This window comes from Mesorhizobium sp. AA23, from assembly GCF_001672435.1.
Taxonomy (GTDB): domain Bacteria; phylum Pseudomonadota; class Alphaproteobacteria; order Rhizobiales; family Rhizobiaceae; genus Mesorhizobium.
Map to the genome: position 1 here is coordinate 203,816 of NZ_LYTP01000001.1, position 18,449 is coordinate 222,264.

Below are 18,449 nucleotides of genomic sequence, written 5' to 3' on the forward strand. Positions count from 1 at the left end.
ATGTAGCCGAAGGCGCCAGCCATTGCGAGAGGCGAGTTGCCGCTCAACCGCCGCTGAGGATGTCGAGGATCGACGTCTGCCGCCTTTTCTTCGGGCCGCCGACATCGCCGGGCGGCACCGGATGCCCGACCGAGGCGGTGGTGCCGCCGTCGCTCGGCATATCGAAACCGTCGGCATCGACCGTCTGGGCTGGACGCGCCTGCCGTGCGGGCGCCTGGGCGACAGGCGTCGACTGGCCGACGGGGGCGGGCGGCGCCGGCTGCGAGTTGTCGGCCGAGGGTATCTCGTCCGGCACGACCGTATCGGGCGGCGTCGATTTCCACGTGCCGGGCAACGGCCTGACCGGCAAGCCTTCATGCGCGGCGACCATGAATTCGTGCCAGGCCTGCGCCGGCAAGGCGCCGCCGGTCACCTTCTTCATCGGGCTGCCGTCGTCATTGCCGAACCACACACCCGTCGTGAGGTTGGCGGTGTAGCCGACGAACCAAGCGTCGCGTGAATTCTGGCTGGTGCCGGTCTTGCCGGCCGAGGGCCAGTTGAAGGCCGCCTTCTTGGCGGTGCCGACTTCGACCGTGCCCGTCATCATAGAGTTCATCATGCCGACGATGTCGGCCTTGAGGACGCGCGGCGCGCTGCCGCCATTGTTTTTGTAGAGCACCTTGCCGCTAGCCGTGGTGACGCGCTGGATGAAATGGATATCCGGCTCGTAGCCGCCATTGGCGAAAGGCACATAGGCGGCGGTCAGTTCCAGCGGCGTCACTTCCGAGGTGCCGAGCGCGATCGAGGTGTTCGACTGCAGGTCGGATTGGATGCCCATGCGGTGCGCGGCCTCAACCACGGCGTCGGGGCCGACCTCCATGGTGAGTTGCGCCGCCACCGAGTTCAGCGACTTCGCCAGTGCGGTGGCCAGCGTCACCTTGCCATAATATTTGCCGCCATAGTTCTCCGGCGTCCATTTGCCTATTCTGATCGGGGCGTCGTTGCGCACGCTGTCCGGTGTGCGGCCTGCTTCCAGCGCCGCCATGTAGACGAAAGGCTTGAAGGCCGATCCTGGCTGGCGCCGCGCTTCCGAGGCGCGATCGAACTGGCTGGTCGAATAGTCGTAACCGCCGACCATGGCGCGAACGGCGCCGGAATCATCGATCGACACCAACGCGCCCTGGGTGACGTTGAGCTTCTTGCCGCTCTCGTCGATCAGCCGGCGGATCGACTGCTCGGCGAGCTTCTGCAGCGTCAGATCCACGGTGGTGTCGATGATGATGTCGCCGCGCACGTCGCCGATCAGGTCGGGAAGCTCCTCCATGACCGTGTCGGCGACGTAATTCTCCGAACCGGTCCAGTAGGAGGGCGAGCGCGTCGCCGGCGCGCTCAGCGCCATTTTGTATTCCTTGTCGCCGATCTTGCCTTCCTCGCGCATGGCGGCGAGCACGAGCTGTGCGCGTTCTTCCGCCGCCTTGGGATCGCGCGCCGGCGAAAGCCGCGACGGCGCCTTGAGCAAACCGGCCAGAAGCGCTGCCTCGGAAAGCGTGACATCGCGCGCGCTCTTGCCGAAGTACCGCCGCGAGGCGGCCTCCACGCCATAGGCGCCGGACCCGAAATAGACCCGGTTGAGATACATTTCGAGGATCTGGTCCTTGCTGTGCTTGTGCTCCAGCCACAGCGCCAGCAGCACTTCCTGCACCTTGCGCTCCAGCGTGCGATCCGGCGTCAGGAACAGGTTCTTGGCCAGCTGCTGCGTCAGCGTCGAGCCGCCCTGCGAGAAATGACCGCCAAGGACGTTGGTGACCATGGCGCGCGTCAGCCCGATCGGGTCGATGCCGAAATGCGAATAGAACCGCCGGTCCTCGATGGCGACGACGGCCTCGGGAATATAGGGCGACATTTCATTGAGGCCGACGGCCTCGCCGCCGCTCATGCCGCGATTTGCGATGAGTTGCCCGTCGACCGAGACGATCTTGATGTTGGGCGCGCGGTCGGGAATCGACCATGTGGTCGCCGCCGGCATCTTGGCGCCGTAATAGACGACGACGCCGGCCACCGCGATGCCGCCCCAGATGCAGAAAACGAAGCACCAGTAGAGCAAGCGGCCGAAGATGGAAAACAGCCCGCGCTGGCTGCGATCGCGCCCCCGGCCGCGCGATTTCGCCTTGGCGGATTTGCGTTTCGCTGCGGATTTACGATTTGCCGGCACGACGCGATCCTCCTCGCTGACCGAAAAGCCGTCGGAGGGTTTCGCCCGCGGCGAGCCCTCGAAGCTCGGTTCGATGCGACTGTCTCTGCGGTTCGCCATTGCGCTGTGCTTGCTGTCCCCGATGCCGATGGCGCTCGGGTTGCAGAGTAGATGCGGCGGTTTAAAGGCGCGTTAAGTGGGGAAAAATTCGAAGTGATTGAAAAGCAAATGTTTGGTAAGCGGCCACCTGACGGAGCGCGATCGGCGTGGGATTCCGGCCGCGCTCCAGCGTTTGCATAGGCGGGCGAGTGTCGGCTCGGGCTAGTCGAGCACGGCACGGACCGAGAGCGCAGCTCTCGATGCCCGCATGACATCGCCGACATGGCAGTAGCAGACGATCTCGTGCAGCTGATAGTCGGTCAGCTCGAAGAAGCGTTTTGCTTCGCCGTAGGTGTCGTTCTTCAAACCCTCGTCGTGCAGAACGGGGTCTTCCAGGGCGACGGATATGGGCGAGCCGGCGCCCCGCATGACATTGCGTTCCCGCGGGGCACGATATTCAGTGCCGATCAGCGCGGTCAGGAGCCGGTTTGGCTCACGTTCGAGAAGCTCCGCCCAACGTGCGAGGCGCTGGGTTCGGCTCATGACGGGTTTGGCGGTGCGGACCTCGGCAACGGCGTGCAGCTGGTCCAGTGTTTGGTGCTTCATGGCAACCTCCTAGAGGCTAGGTTGGTCGGCCCCAAAACTCCCTATACTCAGCATGATATCGCCGAACCGCGCGGACGTCATCCGTTTGCCGCCCACGCCGCCAAGATTTGATGGAGCTGCGCGCGGCCCCTGTCATTCTTCATGCCGTCGCCAGAATATGGAGCCGAAATCACAGGCTTATCCTGGACGTCAAAGAACGCGGAACTCGGGCTCCGCCGCCTTTCGACCGACGATCGACGACAGGCCGTAGAAAGCCAGCGGCTGTTCCTGACAAGTCACCGCCACGACGCTGTTCGACTTGTCTATGTCCAGGCCCTTCGGCCCACCCTCCTCGACGCTGGCCCTGCCGCGCAGAAAGCTTTCGTCGTCGAGCACGGCGACCGAACGCGACGGCGTGCGGCGCCCCTTCCAGCCTTCGTCGCTTGCATAGACGTGAACCATCGGGCTGCCGGCGTCGGCGACAAGAATGTGGCTGCCGTCCTGCGTGAAGCGCAGGCCGTGCGGGTAGTTGGCATTTTCCAGGACACCGGCGGGTCGGGTTTCAGGGCCAAGCGGCGCCGACATGTCGTAGATCTTCACGTCGTTGGTGCCGTGGCTGCTGACGGCGACCCACCGCCCGTCATGGCTGAGCGCGATGCCGTCCGGGATGTCGAGGCCCTGCTCCAGGAGAACCTGATTCCACAGGGCGCGGTATCCCCATCGCCGGTGAATCACATGGCGGGTCACCCGATGCGTGTAGTTGTTACAGACCAGCAGGCTGAGCCGGCCATGCGACTCACGCCTGACGGCGACCGAGCCGGGCGTTCTCAATCTGCAAAATCGGCTGCCTTTGATCACGCGAAGTGGCGAGATTTCGTGCCCTTGTCCGGCCGGTTCGCCTTGCGGCAGGGCGAAGACCGCAACCAGCCCATCGCGATTGGCGACCACAAAAGTCCTGTTGTCGATGAAATCGAGGCCATGCACCTCGCCCATGCTTTCCGATCTGAGCTCCACGAAATCGCGGATAACGATCCTCGCTGCACCGGCCGTCGGCTCTATGTCGATGCGCAGCATCAGGCATCGCCTGCGTCCATATCCGGCGACGGCAAGCAAGCGGTTGTCGGGCGAAAAGCGCAGGTCCTCGGTCCGCCCGATCGCGGCGAGCGCATCGTTCACGGCACCGGTGGCCACGAAATCGATCCGGGGAATCATATCAAAAACCACCACCGCCCCAGCGAGCGGACCCGAATGCAATAGGTGCTATCAGGAGCCGACCGGTCAAGTTCGCGAGATGCGGACGTGGTGAGATCAATTCTGCTGGATCGAAATGCCCTTGTCGTCGATCTTGAGCTCCACGCCCTTCGGCCTGGTCTGCTCGCGGTAGATGTAGATGCCAAGCGCGATGACCACGACGGCCAACGCGCCGATGATGAGGTAGAGCATATTCTGTCTCATCTCGCCCCCTTCTTGCAGCCGAGTCTCGCGCCTGCTTCGAGGCCCTGCGGCGATCGCTCACTGGTCGCTGTCATCATTGGCCGATGCAGGCCGCCAACTGGTCGGCTCGACTTTTTTCTGGGTGTTGCTGTCGGTGTAGACCCACCAGCCGCCGTCGCGATATTGCCCGACGGATTCGTTGACCACGCCGTGCTCGTCGTTCCACAGGATCGTTACCTTCGAGCCGTCCTTCGGCGCGCTCGCTATCGGTTTGCGCTCTGCCATTCATTCCCTCCCATCTCACGCCGACAATGGACCGGCAGGAACGTCGCTCGACGCGCCGGGTCGTCAGCTATGCGCGAAGATATCCTCTTCCGCCCAGCCCATCAGATCGAGCTTGGCGCGCGTCGGCAGGAAGCGGAAGCAGGCTTCGGCCTCCTTAGTGCGACCCTCGCGCGCAAGCCGCGCGGCCAGCACCTCGCGCAGCCGGTGCAGGTAAAGCACGTCGGAGGCGGCATATTCGAGCTGCTCGGGCGACAGTGTTTCCGCCGCCCAGTCCGACGATTGCTGCGCCTTGGAGAGGCCGATACCGAGCAGTTCGTTGCATATATCCTTCAGCCCGTGGCGGTCGGTGTAGGTACGGGTCAGCCGCGAGGCGATCTTTGTGCAGAAAACCGGTTCGGCCATGACGCCGAAAGCGTGATAAAGGACGGCAATGTCGAAACGGCCGTAGTGAAACAGCTTCACCACGGCGTCGTTCCTGAGAAGGCTGACAAGGTTGGGCGCCTCCTTCTGGCCCGGCGCGATCTGGATGACGTCGGCGCTGCCGTCGCCGGGCGAGATCTGAACCACGCAGAGCCGGTCACGATGCGGGTTCAAGCCCAGCGTTTCCGTGTCGATGGCGACCGCACCGACATTGTAGCGGGAAAGGTCCGGCAGATCGTTCTTGTGGAAACGGATGTCGATCATTCTCTTCTCCGGATCGCGGCCAGCGGCGCACCCGTTTTTGGACGCGAAGGCGCCGCGCATTGCGCTATCACGCCCGTCCTTGCCGCGATCCGGAAAAAAATCAACAGAAAGTTGATTTTCGCGGTCCGCCGCGGGTTCACCTCAGCGTGTCAGAGCATCGAGAATGCGCGCCCAGGAACGCTGCCCCTTGTGGAAGGAGGTGAGCTCGTACTTCTCGTTGGGCGAATGGATGCGGTCGTCATCGAGGCCGAAGCCGACCAGCAGCGATTCCATGCCGAGATAGGTCTTAAAATCGCCGACTACGGGGATGGAGCCGCCGCCGCCGGTTGTGACGGCCTGCTTTTGCCATTCGTCGGAGAGCGCATCCTTGGCCTTGGCCAGGAACGGCGAGTCGTAGGAAAGCTGGATCGCCGGCGAGCCGCCATGCGGATGGAATTCGACGGAGCAGTCGCCGGGAATCCGATCGCGCACGAAAGCCTGGAAGGCGGCGCGGATTTTTTTCGGATCCTGCTTGTGGACGAGCCGGAACGACACTTTCGCCGATGCTTCCGCCGCGATCACCGTCTTGAAGCCCTTGCCGGTATAGCCGCCGATGATGCCGTTGAACTCGGCCGTCGGCCGTGCCCAGGTGAGTTCGAGCACGGAGCGGCCCTTTTCGCCGGCGGGAATGGAAAGCCCGACCGGTCCGAGGAAGGTCTCGGCGGTCTCGCCGAGCCCCTCCCAGGATTTCAGCACCTGCGAGGGCGTCTCTTCGACGCCGTCATAGAAGCCCGGGATGGTGATACGGCCGTCTTGATCATGAATGTCGGCGAGAATTTTGGTCAGGATTCGGATCGGATTGGCGGCCGGGCCGCCATAGAGGCCTGAATGCAGGTCGCGGCTGGCTGCCTTGACGGTGACCTCCTCGCCGACCATGCCGCGTAGGGACACGCAGATCGACGGCGTCTCGCGGTTCCACATGCTGGTGTCGCAGACCAGCGCGAAATCCGCTTTCAGCTCGGCGGCGTTGGCCTCGAGGAAAGGCTTGAGCGACGGCGAGCCGGACTCTTCCTCGCCCTCGAACAGGATCGTGACGCGGCAGGGCAGATTGCCGTGCACCTGCCTCCAGGCGCGGCAGGCCTCGACGAAGGTCATCAGCTGACCCTTGTCGTCCGCCGAGCCGCGCCCGGCGATCACCTTGCGTCCGGGCTGGACCTCCTTGATCGACGGCGCGAATGGATCCGTTTCCCACAGCTCGATCGGATCGACCGGCTGCACGTCGTAGTGGCCGTAGAACAGCACATGCGGCGCGCCGGCCGGTCCTTCGTGATGCGCCACCACCATCGGGTGGCCGGGCGTGTCGCGCACGCTGGCGTCGAAGCCGATCAGCTTGAGCTCGGCCGCCAGCCATTCGGCGCCCTTGCGGCAATCGGCGGCAAAGGCCGGGTCGGTGGAGATCGACTTGATACCAAGCAAGCCGAAAAGCCGCTCCAGGCTCTGATCGAGGTTCTGGTCGAGACGGTCAAGGACGGGGGAGAGTCTGGACATTTCTTCAGCCTTTCGATTCTGGCCCGACCCTAAAGGGGCGAGCAGAAAACGCAAAGCCGCGATCGTTGGACCACGCGTTCCGGCGTCGGTAACACGCGGGCTAGGAGACAAAAAAGAACCGCCGTGGTGGAGGGGGAACCACGGCGGTCTTTACTCGAAACGTTGCGGCAGCCCGGAGAGGGGGGATAGGCTGCCGCAGTTGCCCGGGATAGGCGGGGGACGGGCCTTACTCCGGACTTCGGCGAAAATTGCCGATGACAGCTATTTGGGTCTGTGAAAATGGCGATTCAAGGGCACGAAGATTACACTTTTGTAACATGCCCGTGAGCGGCTGAATTTTGTCCGAGACCTGTCTGTCAGGGGTGTTGCCGGAACCGGCCGTTTGCGCAGCCTTTGGCATGGACCGCGAAGCTTGGCCGCGCTATCCCTGCCGGCATGAAAAAAGGCGATCATCTCTTTCTTGTCGACGGCTCCGGCTACATTTTCCGCGCCTACCACGCGCTGCCGCCGCTCAACCGCAAATCCGACGGCCTGCCCACCAGCGCCGTGCTCGGCTTCTGCAACATGGTATGGAAGCTGATGCAGGACGCCCGCAACACGAACGTGGGCATCGTGCCGACCCATTTTGCCGTCATCTTCGACTATTCGGCGAAGACCTTTCGCAGCGATCTTTATCCCGAATACAAGGCCAACCGCTCGGCGCCGCCGGAAGACCTGATCCCGCAATTCGGCCTGATCCGCCAGGCGACCGTGGCCTTCAACCTGCCCTGCATCGAGATGGAAGGCTTCGAGGCTGACGACATCATCGCCACCTATTGCCGCCTAGCCTGCGAGGTCGGCGCCGACACCACCATCATCTCCTCCGACAAGGACCTGATGCAATTGGTCGGCCCGACGGTCGGCATGTACGACCCGATGAAGGATCGCCAGATCGGCATTCCCGAGGTGATCGAGAAATGGGGCGTGCCACCGGAAAAGATGATCGACCTGCAGGCGCTGACCGGCGACTCCGTCGACAACGTGCCCGGCGTGCCCGGCATCGGCCCGAAGACCGCGGCACAACTTCTGGAGCAGTTCGGAGACCTTGACGGCCTGCTGGCGCGCGCCGGCGAGATCAAGCAGGAAAAGCGGCGCGAATCGATCATCGCCAATGCCGACAAGGCGCGCATCTCGCGCGAGCTGGTGACGTTGAAGAACGACGTGCCGCTCAAGGAGGGGCTGGACGACCTTGTGCTGCATGCCCCGGACGGGCCGAAGCTGATCGGCTTCCTGAAGACGATGGAGTTCACCACGCTGACACGCCGCGTCGCGGAAGCGACTGCAACCGAGATCGGCGACGTCCAGGCTTCCAGTGTCACCATCGAGCGCGCCGACACCGCACATGGTCCCGATGTCGGCGCCGGCACGCCGACTGCCTCAAGACCGGCGGCGACGCCGAACGGCGCCGCGAAGCCTGCAGCACCGGTCAGGCCCCAGGATGCCCCACCGCAGGGCGATACGCCTTCCCTGCTCTCCGCGCTGCGGCTGGAGCAGGCGACGGCGCGCAAGATCGATCCCGCGGCCTATGTCGCCATTCGCGATACGGCCGCGCTGAAGGCCTGGATCGCCGAAGCGAGGGAAGCCGGCATCCTTGCCTTCGACGCCGAGACCTCTTCGTCCGATCCGATGCAGGCCGACTTGATCGGCCTGTCCATGGCGATCGCGCCGGGCCGCGCCGCCTACGTGCCGCTCGCCCACACGAGCGGCAATGGCGACCTGCTTGGCGGCGGCATGCTGGCGGACCAGGTCCCGGTCCGCGACGCGCTGGCTCTGCTCAAGCCCCTGCTCGAGGACGGGTCGGTCCTCAAGATCGTCCAGGACATGAAATACGACATTGTCGTGATGAGCCGGCATGGTATCGAGGTCGGCCCGTTCGACGACACGATGCTGATCTCCTACGTGCTCGACGCCGGCACATCCGGCGGGCATGACCTCGCCTCGCTGTCGGAGAAGTGGCTCGGCCATGCGCCAGGCACGAAGAAGGAGCTTGCCGGCTCGGGCAAGGGCGCGGTCGGCTTCGACCAGGTCGACATCGAGCGGGCGACCGCCTATGCCGGCGAGCAGGCCGATCTGGCGCTGCGGCTGTGGCAATTGCTGAAGCCGCGGCTCGCCGCCAAGGGTCTCGTCTCCGTCTATGAAAGGCTGGAGCGGCCGCTTGTGCCCGTGCTCGCCCGCATGGAGCAGCGCGGCATTTCGGTCGATCGCCAGATTCTCTCCAGACTGTCGGGTGAGCTGGCGCAAGGCGCCGCCCGCGCCGAGGAAGAGATCTATGGCATCGTCGGCGAGCGCATCAACATCGGCTCGCCGAAGCAGCTCGGCGACATATTGTTCGGCAAGATGGGGCTGCCGGGCGGCTCCAAGACCAAGACCGGCCAGTGGTCGACCTCGGCGCAGCTGCTGGAAGACCTCGCCGCCGAAGGCCACGAGCTGCCGCGCAAGATCGTCGACTGGCGCCAGCTCACCAAGCTGAAATCGACCTATACCGACGCCTTGCCCGGCTTCATCAATGCCGGCACCAACCGCGTCCACACTTCCTATGCGCTGGCCGCGACGACGACCGGTCGTCTGTCATCCTCCGATCCCAACCTGCAGAACATCCCGGTGCGCACCGCCGAAGGCCGCAAGATCAGGACCGCCTTCATCGCCGAAAAGGGCCACAAGCTGGTCTCGGCCGACTACAGCCAGATTGAATTGCGCGTGCTGGCCCATGTCGCCGAAATCCCGCAGCTCAAGCAGGCTTTTGCGGACGGCGCCGATATCCACGCCATCACCGCGTCCGAAATGTTCAACGTGCCGGTCGCAGGCATGCCTTCGGAAGTGCGGCGGCGTGCCAAGGCGATCAATTTCGGCATCATCTACGGCATCTCGGCCTTCGGTCTGGCGAACCAGCTGTCGATCCCGCGCGAGGAGGCGAGCGCCTACATCAAGCGCTATTTCGAGCGCTTCCCGGGCATCCGCGACTATATCGAGGAAACCAAGGCCTATGCGCGCGAATACGGCTTCGTCGAAACGATCTTCGGCCGCCGCATCCACTATCCGGAGATAAGGTCCTCCAACCCGTCGGTTCGCGCCTTCAACGAGCGCGCTTCGATCAATGCGAGGCTCCAGGGCACTGCGGCCGACATCATCCGCCGCGCCATGGTGCACATGGAAGAGGCGCTGGAGAAGGCGAAGCTGTCGGCCCGCATGCTCTTGCAGGTGCATGACGAGCTTATCTTCGAGACGGTGGAAGCGGAAGTCGAAGCGACAATTCCCGTGGTGCGCCGCGTGATGGAGAACGCGCCGATGCCGGCGGTCTCGATGTCGGTGCCGCTGCATGTCGATGCGCGGGCCGCCGACAACTGGGACGAGGCGCACTGATACCTTCGTCATCCTCGGGCTTGACCCGAGGATGACGACTCGAGGGGCTAAGCCGCCTCAGCTCTACACTTCGCGCAAACCCCGCGAAACTCGATCACCGCCTTCTTGGCGGCGAAGCCGGTCGAGCGCACCCATTCGTCCAGCCGGTGGTCGACATCATGGTCGGACATTTCGGTTACCTGGCCGCAGCTGTCGCAGATGGCGAATGCGGTCATCGAATGACTGTGGTCGTGCGGCTCGGCGCAGGCGACGAAGGAGTTCAAGCTTTCGAGCCGGTGCACGAAGCCCGACTTCACCAGCGTGTCCAGCGCGCGGTAGACCTGCAGCGGCGCCCGGAAGCCGCGCTCGCGCAGTTGATCGAGCAGCATATAGGCGCTCAGCGGCCCGCTGGCGGCTTCGAGCTTCTCAAGCACGCACAACTGGTTCTTGGTCAGCGCATCCCTTGCCGTCATCTTGTCCGTCCGGTCGTCGCGTCGTTTCGCGTGCCGACTGCGCACGCGAACGGCCTTTGGTCCATGAGATAGCGACGAACGCGCATCTTTGCCACTGTTTCCGCAGCTGGCGGCCCGGCGCGGGCTACTTGCGCGGCGGTCCCTTGCGCTCGGCGGATGCCGCCCAAAGATTGATGTCGGCCTCGCGCGCATAGGTGTCGATCTCGGCAAGCTCGGCGTCGCTGAAGTCGAGCGCCTTGAGAGCGCCGACGCAATCCTCGACCTGTTCCGGCCGGCTGGCGCCGATCAGCGCCGTCGTCACGCGTCCCTTGCGCAGCACCCAGGCCAGCGCCATCTGCGCCAGCGTCTGGCCGCGCCGGCCGGCGATGGCATTCAATGCCTTGATGTTGGTGACCGACTTATCGTTGATGAAGGCCGGACGCAGCGACTTGCCCTGGGATGCGCGGCTGCCTTCCGGGATGCCGCCGAGATATTTATCGGTCAGCATGCCCTGCGCCAGCGGCGAGAACACGATCGAGCCGATGCCGAGCCCTTCCAGCGTATCGAGCAGCCCGTCTTCCTCGACCCAGCGGTTGAGCATGGAATAGCTCGGCTGGTGGATCAGGCAAGGCGTGCCGAGCCGCCGCAGGATGTCGGCCGCCTCGCGGGTGCGCTGCGAATTGTAGGAGGAGATGCCGGCATAGAGCGCCTTGCCCGAGCGCACCGCTTGGTCGAGCGCGCTCATCGTTTCTTCCAGCGGCGTCTCGGGATCGAAACGGTGGGAATAGAAGATATCGACGTAATCGAGCCCCATCCGCGTGAGGCTCTGGTCGAGGCTCGCCAGCACATATTTGCGGCTGCCCCATTCGCCGTAGGGGCCGGCCCACATCTCGTAGCCGGCCTTGGTCGAGATGATCAGCTCGTCACGATAGGCCGCGAAATCGGTGCGCAGGATCTCGCCAAAGGCGGTCTCGGCCGAGCCGGGCGGCGGGCCGTAATTGTTGGCGAGATCGAAATGCGTGATGCCGAGGTCGAAGGCTCTGCGCACGATCGCCTGCTTGGTCTTGTGCGGCGTGTCATTGCCGAAATTGTGCCACAGCCCGAGCGAGATGGCCGGCAGCTTGAGGCCGGACCGTCCGCACCGGTTGTAGATCATCTTCTCGTAGCGATTCTCGGCGGCGACATAGGGCATAGGGAATCCTTGGGAAGGCGGCCGGGATCGCCGCTAAGTGACTTGAATCGATGCTCGCCCCGCACCTTTACCCTCTCCCCGCCGAAACGGGGAGAGGGGTTGCCACCTACTTTTTCTTCGCCAGCAGCGCCTTCGCTTCCTTGATGCCGAGCGCCGCCGGCCGCTCGCAGGTCGTCTGCATGGCGACGAACTTGCCGCTTTCGCCGGAGCGCAGGACGCCGGTCATGACATCGACGGCATGCAGCGCCAGCTCCATCGAGCAGCGGTGCGGCCGCCCTTCGCCGATCGCGATCGCCATATCGGCAAGACCTGCCGTGCGGTAGTTGGCCATCATGCCTTGGCTGTGCATCTCATTGGGCACGCCGAACGGATGATCCCACTTGGGAAGCTTCTTCACCGGCTTGGTCGCATCGGTGAAGCGGACTTCGCCGCCGAAGAAATTCGGGTCCGGCACGAAGACGGTGCCCGCCTCGCCGTAGAGCTCCATCGGCGCATGGCCGTGGCTCCAGACGTCCCACGAGGTGTTGAGTGTCACCACCGCGCCGTTCGCGAATTCCAGCAGCGCATGGATGGTGGTCGGCGTGTTGACCGGGATTTTTTCGCCCGCGCGCGGTTTGGAGCTGATGGTGCGCTCCTTGGCCGGCGTCGTCGCGAAAGCCGCGACCTGCTTCACCGGCCCGATCAGCTGGATCAGGTTGGTGACATAATACGGGCCGATGTCGAGCACCGGACCGGCGCCCGGCTGGAAGAAGAAGTCGGGATTGGGATGCCAGTGTTCCATGCCATGGCCCATCACATGGCAGGTGCCGCTGGTGATCTTACCAAGCTTGCCGCTGTCGATCAGATCGCGCGCCAGCTGATGCGCGCCGCCGAAGAACGTGTCGGGCGCCGAGCCGATGCGCAGTCCCTTCTTCTCCGCACGCTTCTTCAGATCCAGCCCTTCCTTGACCGACAGCACGAAGGGCTTTTCCGAATAGACGTGCTTGTCGGCGTCGAGCACCGCCTTCGACACGTCATAGTGCACGGCCGGAATGGTGAGGTTGACGACGATGTCGACGTCGTCATCTTTGAGAAGGTCGTTGACCGTCTCGGCGCGGAGCTTGAACTCCTTCGCCCGCATCTTCGCCGCGTCCATGTTGATGTCCGCGCAGGCGCGCATCTCGATGCCGCGGAAGAGCGGCGCCAGCGAGAAATACGCCTTCGAGATGTTGCCGCAGCCGACGACGCCTACGCCAAGTTTGTTTGCCATGATGGTATGTCCTAGTAATTCTTGACGGATTCGATCGAGCGACGGGCGAAGCGCTCGATGTCGTTGGGGTTGTCCTGCTCCATGACGAAGTACTTCGTCGCGCTTTTCGCGCGCAGCGCCTTGATCAGGCCCGCCCAGTCGATGGTGCCGTGACCGACATCCGACCAGCCGTCCTCGTCCAGCCCCTCCCCCGGCTTCGCCATGTCTTTGACGTGGACGGCACTGATGCGCTTGCCGTGCCTTTCGATCCAGGGCAGCGGATCGGCGCCGCCGCGCACCACCCAGGCAACGTCCATCTCCCAGCCGATGTCGGGCGCAGCCGACAGGATGTGGTCCTGCGGCAGCGAGCCGTCGGCGAGCGGCTTGAACTCGAAATCATGGTTGTGCCAGGCAAAGCCGTAGCCGGCCTTCTTCGCGGTGTCGCCCACCTTGGCGAGTCGCTCGCCGAAGCCGCGCCAGCCGGCGGCATCGCCCGGCCGCGCATCGGGCATGAGGTAGGGGCAGATGAGCAGCGAGATGCCGAGCGCATCGGCAATTCTGCGCACGCCGTCGAAATCCTTCTCCAGCGCATCGATCGAGAAATGCCCGGTCGGCATGGCGAGCCCGTTCTTATCGAGCTCGGCACGGAAAGCCTTGGGATCGTCATAGACGCCGCCGAAACCTTCGACTTCTTTGTAGCCCAGTTCGCCGAGCATTTTCAGCACGCCGTCCCATGGCTGGAAGTTGCGGGCACTGTAAAGTTGGAATGACCAGTTCATCTGTCTGTCCGTTCTGTTGATGGTTCCGGGAGGTTGTGGTCTGGGAGGTTAGAGCCTGCTGTCGGTCTCGGCGTCGAACAGCGAGGCGCGCGCCGGATCGAAGCCGATGCGTATCGCATCGCCGTTGCGCAGCGTCTTGTCGGCTTCGACGCGGAAGGAGAGGATCTGGCCGCCGAGCTTCGTCCACACCAGCGTGTCGGAGCCCATCGGATCGACAATCTCGACAGTTGACTCGGCGGTGAACGGCATGGCCCTCGCCGCTTCGCCAAAAGCGATATGCTCCGGTCGGATGCCGAACACGCAGGGCTTGGCGGCGCGCCCGCCTTCGTTGTCGAACTGATAACGGCCGAGCGGCACCGAAACACCGTCGGCCTTGAACACCGGCGCGTCGCTTGCTTCCAGGTGCCCCTTGATAAAATTCATCACCGGCGAGCCGAGGAAGCCGGCGACGAAGCGGTTGACCGGGCGATTGTAGATCGTCTGGGGCGCATCGAGCTGCTGGATGACGCCGCCCTTCATCACCGCGATACGGTCGGCCAGCGTCATCGCCTCGATCTGGTCGTGGGTGACGTAGATCATCGTGTTCTGCAGCCTGCGGTGCAAAAGCTTGATCTCGACGCGCAATTCCGACCGCAGCTTGGCGTCGAGGTTGGAGAGCGGCTCGTCGAACAGGAAGACGTCGACGTCGCGCACTAGTGCCCGCCCGATCGCCACGCGCTGGCGCTGGCCTCCGGAAAGCGCAGACGGCTTCCTCTGCAACAGCGGCTCGATCTGCAGGATCTCCGCCGCGCGCGCGATGCGTTTGGCGATCTCGTCCTTGGGCACGCCGGCGACGCGCAGGCCGAAGGAAAGGTTCTTCTCCACCGTCATCTGCGGGTAGAGGGCGTAGGACTGGAACACCATGCCGATGCCGCGATCCTTCGGCTCCTCCCAGGTGACATTCTTGCCCTTGATGAAGATGCGGCCCTCGGAGATGTCGAGCAGGCCGGCGATGCAGTTGAGCAAGGTCGACTTGCCGCAGCCGGATGGCCCGAGCAGCACGATGAACTCGCCCTCGGCGACGTCGAGATTGAGCGTCTTCAGCACCGACATGACGCCGAAATTCAGCGACAGGTCCTGGATCGAAACGCTGGGATTGGCGATCGCTGCTGCCATCATCATCCTTTCACCGCGCCGGCGGCGATGCCGCGCACGAAGAGCTTGCCGGAAACGAAGTAGACGATGAGCGGCACAAGGCCGGTCAGGATGGTCGCGGCCATGTTGACGTTGTACTCCTTCACGCCCTGTACCGAGTTGACGATGTTGTTGAGCTGCACCGTCATCGGATAGGTGTCGGGGCGGGTGTAGACGACGCCGAACAGGAAGTCGTTCCATATGCCGGTCACCTGCAGGATGATGGCGACGACGAAGATCGGCAGCGACATCGGCAGCATGATGCGCAGGTAGATGCCCCAGAAACCGGCGCCGTCGACGCGCGCCGCGCGGAACAGTTCCTCCGGCATGGACGTGAAATAGTTGCGGAACAGGAGCGTCAGGATCGGCATGCCGAAGATCGAATGCACGATCACGAGGCCGGTCAGCGTGCCGTAGATGCCGATCTCGCGCAGGATGATGACGATCGGGTAGATCATCACCTGATAGGGAATGAAGGCGCCGACGATCAGGATGATGAAGAAGGTGTCGGCGCCCTTGAAGCGCCAGTTGGCCAAGGCATAGCCGTTGACCGACGCGATCGCGATCGACAGCAGCACCGACGGCACGGTGATGCGCACCGAGTTCCAGAAGCCGCGCGACAGCCCGTCGCAATTGAGCCCGGTGCAGGCCTGCGACCACGCCTTGACCCAAGGCTCGAAGGTGATCTCCAGCGGCGGCGAGAAGATGTTGCCGATGCGGATTTCCGGCATGCCCTTCAGCGATGTGACGATCATCACGTAGAGCGGCAGCAGGTAATAGAGCGCCACGACGATCAGCGTGCCGTAGAGGAAGATGTTGCGGCGCGAGAGCACGTGCCGCGGCTTCGTTCCGCTCGGCCCCGATGCATCGCGCGACGAGGCTTCGCGCCGAAGAGCGTCACCGGAGACGGAGGCAGCAGCTTCAGCCATGCTTCTTGCCTCCGAATTCGAGGTAGGCCCATGGCACGATGACGATCACCACCGAGAGCAGCATCATTGTGGAGGCGGCAAAACCCTGGCCGAGATTCTGGGCGAAGAACATGTAGTCGTAGACGTATTTCGCCGGCACTTCGGAAGCGATGCCCGGACCGCCGCTGGTCTGCGCCACCACAAGGTCGTAGACCTTGACGATGCCGGCGGCGATGATCACCAAGGTGGTGATAAAGACCGGCCGCATCATCGGAATGATGATGAAGACATAGGTCTTCCACATCGGTATGCCGTCAACCCGTGCGGCCTTCCAGATGTCCTCGTCGATGCCGCGCAGGCCGGCGAGCATCAGGCACATGATCAGTCCCGTGCCTTGCCAGAGCGCCGCGATCGAAATGCCGTAGATGACGATGCTGGAATTGTAGAGCGGATCGAAGCTGAAGCTCGTCCAGCCGAGGTCGCGCACGACGCGCTGGATGCCGAAATCGGGATTGAGCAGCCACTGCCAGACCAGCCCGGTGACGATGAAAGAAAGGGCGAAAGGGTAGAGGAAGATCGTGCGGAACGTGTCCTCGAAGCGGATCTTCTGATCGAGCAATGCCGCGAGGATGAAGCCGATCACCAGCGAGAACACCAGCGAGATCACGCCGTAGATCAAAAGGTTCTCGATCGACACCAGCCAGCGCGGCGTCGCCCATAGCCGGTAATATTGGTCGAGGCCGACGAAATTCAGCCGCGGCAAGAGCTTCGAATTGGTGAAGGAATAGAGCACCGTCCAGGCCGTGCCGCCGACGAAGACGACCAGCGCGGTCAGGATCATCGGGATCGATGCGACCTTGGCGTTGAGGTTGCGTAAAAGCTGGTTGGGGCGTTCGCTGTTGCTCATCTCGGCAGCCGGGCTGGGACAATGAGGGCATCACGCTCCCGACCCCGGATAGGCGGGGGCCGGGAGCTGGCGGGGGCGCCGTTGATCAGTCTGCCGACGCGATGATGTCGGCGAAGCGCTTCTGCGCCTCTTCGAGCGTCATGTCGGGCTTGGCGAAGAATTCGGAGAACAGATCCTCCTTCTGCTTCTGGCTGTCCTGCGACAAGAGCTGGTCGGTCCACGGGATCACCGCGCCTTTCGCGAGGATGGCGAGGCCCTTCTTCATGCAGTCGTTCGCCGTGTTGAGGTCGACGTCGCCGCGCACCGGAAGCGAGCCCTTCTTGAGATTGAAGGCCACCTGGGTCTTCGGGTCGAGCAGCGTCTCGGCCAGAACTTCCTGAGCCTTGGCCTTGTCGGCATCCTTAAGCAGCGGGAAGTAGAACGCGTCGCCGCCCGTGGCGATGACCTCGTTCAGGCCGAGACCGGGCAGGCAGGTGTAGTCTTTGCCGGCGGTCTTGCCGGCGACCTGGAACTCGCCCTGCGCCCAGTCGCCCATGATCTGGCCGCCGGCCTTGCCGGTGATAACCAGATTGGTCGCCTGGTTCCAGTCCTGCACATTGGTGTTCTTGGCCATCTTACGGGCGTCGTCGGCGGCCTTGAACACCTTGGCGATTTCGGGACCGCCTGCGAATTTGGCGTCCTTGTCCCTGTAGACCTTGAGGAAGGCGTCGGTGCCGCCGACGGCGGCAAGCAGCACGTCGAAGGCGCCGGACGCCTGCCAGGGCTGCCCGCCGACGGCGAGCGGGATGATGCCGGCTTTTTCCAGCGCCGGCGCAGCCGCCACGAATTCATTCCAGTCCTTCGGCATCGGCACGCCGGCCTTCTGGAAGGCTTCGTTCGACAGCCATAGCCACTGCCAGGAATGTATGTTGACCGGCACGCAATAGATCTTGCCGCCGATGGTGCACGAGTCGAGCAGGCTCTTCGGCCGCACGATTTCCGTCCACTTTTCCTTGGTTGCGAGATCGGTGAGGTCGCGCATCAGCCCGGCCTGGACGAGCTCCTCCGCCTGCCGGCCGTGGTTGAACTGGGTGGCGCCCATCGGATCGCCGCCGGTGATGCGGCTGATCATGATCGGTCGCGCTGTGCCGCCGGAACCGGCGATGGCGCCGTCGACCCAGTGATTGCCGGTCGCGTCGAACGCCTTGGCAAGTTCGGCCACTGCCGCCGCCTCGCCGCCCGAAGTCCACCAATGCGTGACTTCGAGATCGGTCGCGGCCGCCGGTCCGGCGAAGTTCAGCGCGGCCGTCGCGGCGAACGCGGCGGTCAGGAATTTGTATCGCATTTCGGTTCCTCCCAGAATCTGAAACGTTACAGATTTTCGATACGGCAAATGGCCCTTATAGGCAACCCCTCGAATGGAAACGGCATGAGATTTCTTCGGGGCACGAACAAATCCTCTCCAAAGGGCCTGTCGGAGAGTCGCTGGTGCGGCCAATTGATGCAAAAAGCAGAGGTAAATCGAGATTTCCTTATGATTCCAGCAGCTTTCAGCCCACCCCTGTGGCGCTGACCACAACGAGTGCGACCTGCCCGATGATCACGGGCGTTGGCAATCTGTAACGTTTCAGTATATTGCACCGTGTCATGGACTGAAAGCCGCGCAAAT

Annotated in this window: 16 protein-coding genes; 1 reads left to right on the top strand and 15 read right to left on the bottom strand. The window is 63.6% G+C overall.

What is annotated here, in order from left to right; genetic code table 11:
- Positions 1-43: 43 nt before the first annotated feature.
- The 7 genes from A9K66_RS00960 to A9K66_RS00985 all read right to left on the bottom strand — a co-directional run bounded on the left by A9K66_RS00960 (position 44) and on the right by A9K66_RS00985 (position 6,784).
- Entirely contained in the window at positions 44-2,290 is a 2,247-nt protein-coding gene (locus tag A9K66_RS00960) for a transglycosylase domain-containing protein (protein WP_067318919.1), read from the bottom strand.
- A gap of 201 nt (positions 2,291-2,491) precedes the next feature.
- Complete coding sequence (locus A9K66_RS00965; RefSeq protein WP_067004095.1) at positions 2,492-2,875, bottom strand: hypothetical protein; 384 nt, start codon at positions 2,873-2,875, stop codon at positions 2,492-2,494.
- Positions 2,876-3,064: 189 nt separating this feature from the next.
- Complete coding sequence (locus A9K66_RS00970; protein ID WP_245307348.1) at positions 3,065-4,045, bottom strand: beta-propeller fold lactonase family protein; 981 nt, start codon at positions 4,043-4,045, stop codon at positions 3,065-3,067.
- A gap of 117 nt (positions 4,046-4,162) precedes the next feature.
- The gene (locus A9K66_RS28995) at positions 4,163-4,309 is read right to left on the bottom strand and encodes a hypothetical protein (RefSeq protein WP_082953626.1); all 147 of its coding nucleotides are present in this window, start codon (positions 4,307-4,309) and stop codon (positions 4,163-4,165) included.
- Positions 4,310-4,366: 57 nt separating this feature from the next.
- Entirely contained in the window at positions 4,367-4,573 is a 207-nt protein-coding gene (locus A9K66_RS00975) for a hypothetical protein (RefSeq protein WP_067004099.1), read from the bottom strand.
- A 63-nt stretch (positions 4,574-4,636) separates the two neighbouring features.
- Positions 4,637-5,254: a ribonuclease D gene (locus A9K66_RS00980; RefSeq protein WP_176477633.1), complete on the bottom strand. Its 618-nt coding sequence runs from the start codon at positions 5,252-5,254 to the stop codon at positions 4,637-4,639.
- Positions 5,255-5,398: 144 nt separating this feature from the next.
- The gene (locus A9K66_RS00985) at positions 5,399-6,784 is read right to left on the bottom strand and encodes a M20/M25/M40 family metallo-hydrolase (RefSeq protein ID WP_067318923.1); all 1,386 of its coding nucleotides are present in this window, start codon (positions 6,782-6,784) and stop codon (positions 5,399-5,401) included.
- Between the two features lie 435 nt (positions 6,785-7,219).
- On the opposite strand from A9K66_RS00985, the gene polA reads away from it, so the two are divergent.
- Positions 7,220-10,183 (top strand): DNA polymerase I, encoded by a 2,964-nt coding sequence (polA, locus tag A9K66_RS00990; protein ID WP_067318925.1) that lies wholly within the window; start codon positions 7,220-7,222, stop codon positions 10,181-10,183.
- A 47-nt stretch (positions 10,184-10,230) separates the two neighbouring features.
- Here the strand turns inward: polA and A9K66_RS00995 are convergent, their stop codons facing one another.
- From A9K66_RS00995 to A9K66_RS01030, 8 genes are all read right to left on the bottom strand, one after another.
- Positions 10,231-10,635 (bottom strand): Fur family transcriptional regulator, encoded by a 405-nt coding sequence (locus A9K66_RS00995; protein ID WP_059184736.1) that lies wholly within the window; start codon positions 10,633-10,635, stop codon positions 10,231-10,233.
- 124 nt (positions 10,636-10,759) lie between these two features.
- Complete coding sequence (mgrA, locus tag A9K66_RS01000) at positions 10,760-11,806, bottom strand: L-glyceraldehyde 3-phosphate reductase (RefSeq protein ID WP_067318927.1); 1,047 nt, start codon at positions 11,804-11,806, stop codon at positions 10,760-10,762.
- A gap of 106 nt (positions 11,807-11,912) precedes the next feature.
- On the bottom strand, positions 11,913-13,055 hold the full coding sequence (locus A9K66_RS01005; RefSeq protein WP_067318929.1) for a Gfo/Idh/MocA family oxidoreductase: 1,143 nt from the start codon (positions 13,053-13,055) through the stop codon (positions 11,913-11,915).
- A gap of 11 nt (positions 13,056-13,066) precedes the next feature.
- A complete protein-coding gene (locus A9K66_RS01010) occupies positions 13,067-13,813 on the bottom strand; it encodes a sugar phosphate isomerase/epimerase (protein ID WP_067318931.1) in 747 nt (248 codons plus the stop codon).
- Between the two features lie 48 nt (positions 13,814-13,861).
- The gene (locus A9K66_RS01015; RefSeq protein WP_197507435.1) at positions 13,862-14,971 is read right to left on the bottom strand and encodes an ABC transporter ATP-binding protein; all 1,110 of its coding nucleotides are present in this window, start codon (positions 14,969-14,971) and stop codon (positions 13,862-13,864) included.
- Entirely contained in the window at positions 14,971-15,915 is a 945-nt protein-coding gene (locus A9K66_RS01020; RefSeq protein ID WP_067318933.1) for a carbohydrate ABC transporter permease, read from the bottom strand. Before A9K66_RS01020 ends, A9K66_RS01015 begins: the two co-directional genes overlap by 1 nt.
- Positions 15,908-16,801: a sugar ABC transporter permease gene (locus A9K66_RS01025; protein ID WP_067318934.1), complete on the bottom strand. Its 894-nt coding sequence runs from the start codon at positions 16,799-16,801 to the stop codon at positions 15,908-15,910. Before A9K66_RS01025 ends, A9K66_RS01020 begins: the two co-directional genes overlap by 8 nt.
- Before the next feature lie 85 nt (positions 16,802-16,886).
- On the bottom strand, positions 16,887-18,125 hold the full coding sequence (locus A9K66_RS01030) for an ABC transporter substrate-binding protein (protein WP_067318935.1): 1,239 nt from the start codon (positions 18,123-18,125) through the stop codon (positions 16,887-16,889).
- Between the last annotated feature and the right edge of the window lie 324 nt (positions 18,126-18,449).

Coding starts and splice junctions, on each gene's coding strand:
- A9K66_RS00960 (WP_067318919.1), bottom strand. CDS start 2,290: ATGGCGAACCGCAGAGACAGTCGCATCGAACCGAGCTTCGAGGGCTCG.
- polA (WP_067318925.1), top strand. CDS start 7,220: ATGAAAAAAGGCGATCATCTCTTTCTTGTCGACGGCTCCGGCTACATT.
- A9K66_RS00975 (WP_067004099.1), bottom strand. CDS start 4,573: ATGGCAGAGCGCAAACCGATAGCGAGCGCGCCGAAGGACGGCTCGAAG.
- A9K66_RS01015 (WP_197507435.1), bottom strand. CDS start 14,971: ATGATGGCAGCAGCGATCGCCAATCCCAGCGTTTCGATCCAGGACCTG.
- mgrA (WP_067318927.1), bottom strand. CDS start 11,806: ATGCCCTATGTCGCCGCCGAGAATCGCTACGAGAAGATGATCTACAAC.
- A9K66_RS01025 (WP_067318934.1), bottom strand. CDS start 16,801: ATGAGCAACAGCGAACGCCCCAACCAGCTTTTACGCAACCTCAACGCC.
- A9K66_RS01010 (WP_067318931.1), bottom strand. CDS start 13,813: ATGAACTGGTCATTCCAACTTTACAGTGCCCGCAACTTCCAGCCATGG.
- A9K66_RS01005 (WP_067318929.1), bottom strand. CDS start 13,055: ATGGCAAACAAACTTGGCGTAGGCGTCGTCGGCTGCGGCAACATCTCG.
- A9K66_RS28995 (WP_082953626.1), bottom strand. CDS start 4,309: ATGAGACAGAATATGCTCTACCTCATCATCGGCGCGTTGGCCGTCGTG.
- A9K66_RS01030 (WP_067318935.1), bottom strand. CDS start 18,125: ATGCGATACAAATTCCTGACCGCCGCGTTCGCCGCGACGGCCGCGCTG.
- A9K66_RS00965 (WP_067004095.1), bottom strand. CDS start 2,875: ATGAAGCACCAAACACTGGACCAGCTGCACGCCGTTGCCGAGGTCCGC.
- A9K66_RS01020 (WP_067318933.1), bottom strand. CDS start 15,915: ATGGCTGAAGCTGCTGCCTCCGTCTCCGGTGACGCTCTTCGGCGCGAA.
- A9K66_RS00985 (WP_067318923.1), bottom strand. CDS start 6,784: ATGTCCAGACTCTCCCCCGTCCTTGACCGTCTCGACCAGAACCTCGAT.
- A9K66_RS00995 (WP_059184736.1), bottom strand. CDS start 10,635: ATGACGGCAAGGGATGCGCTGACCAAGAACCAGTTGTGCGTGCTTGAG.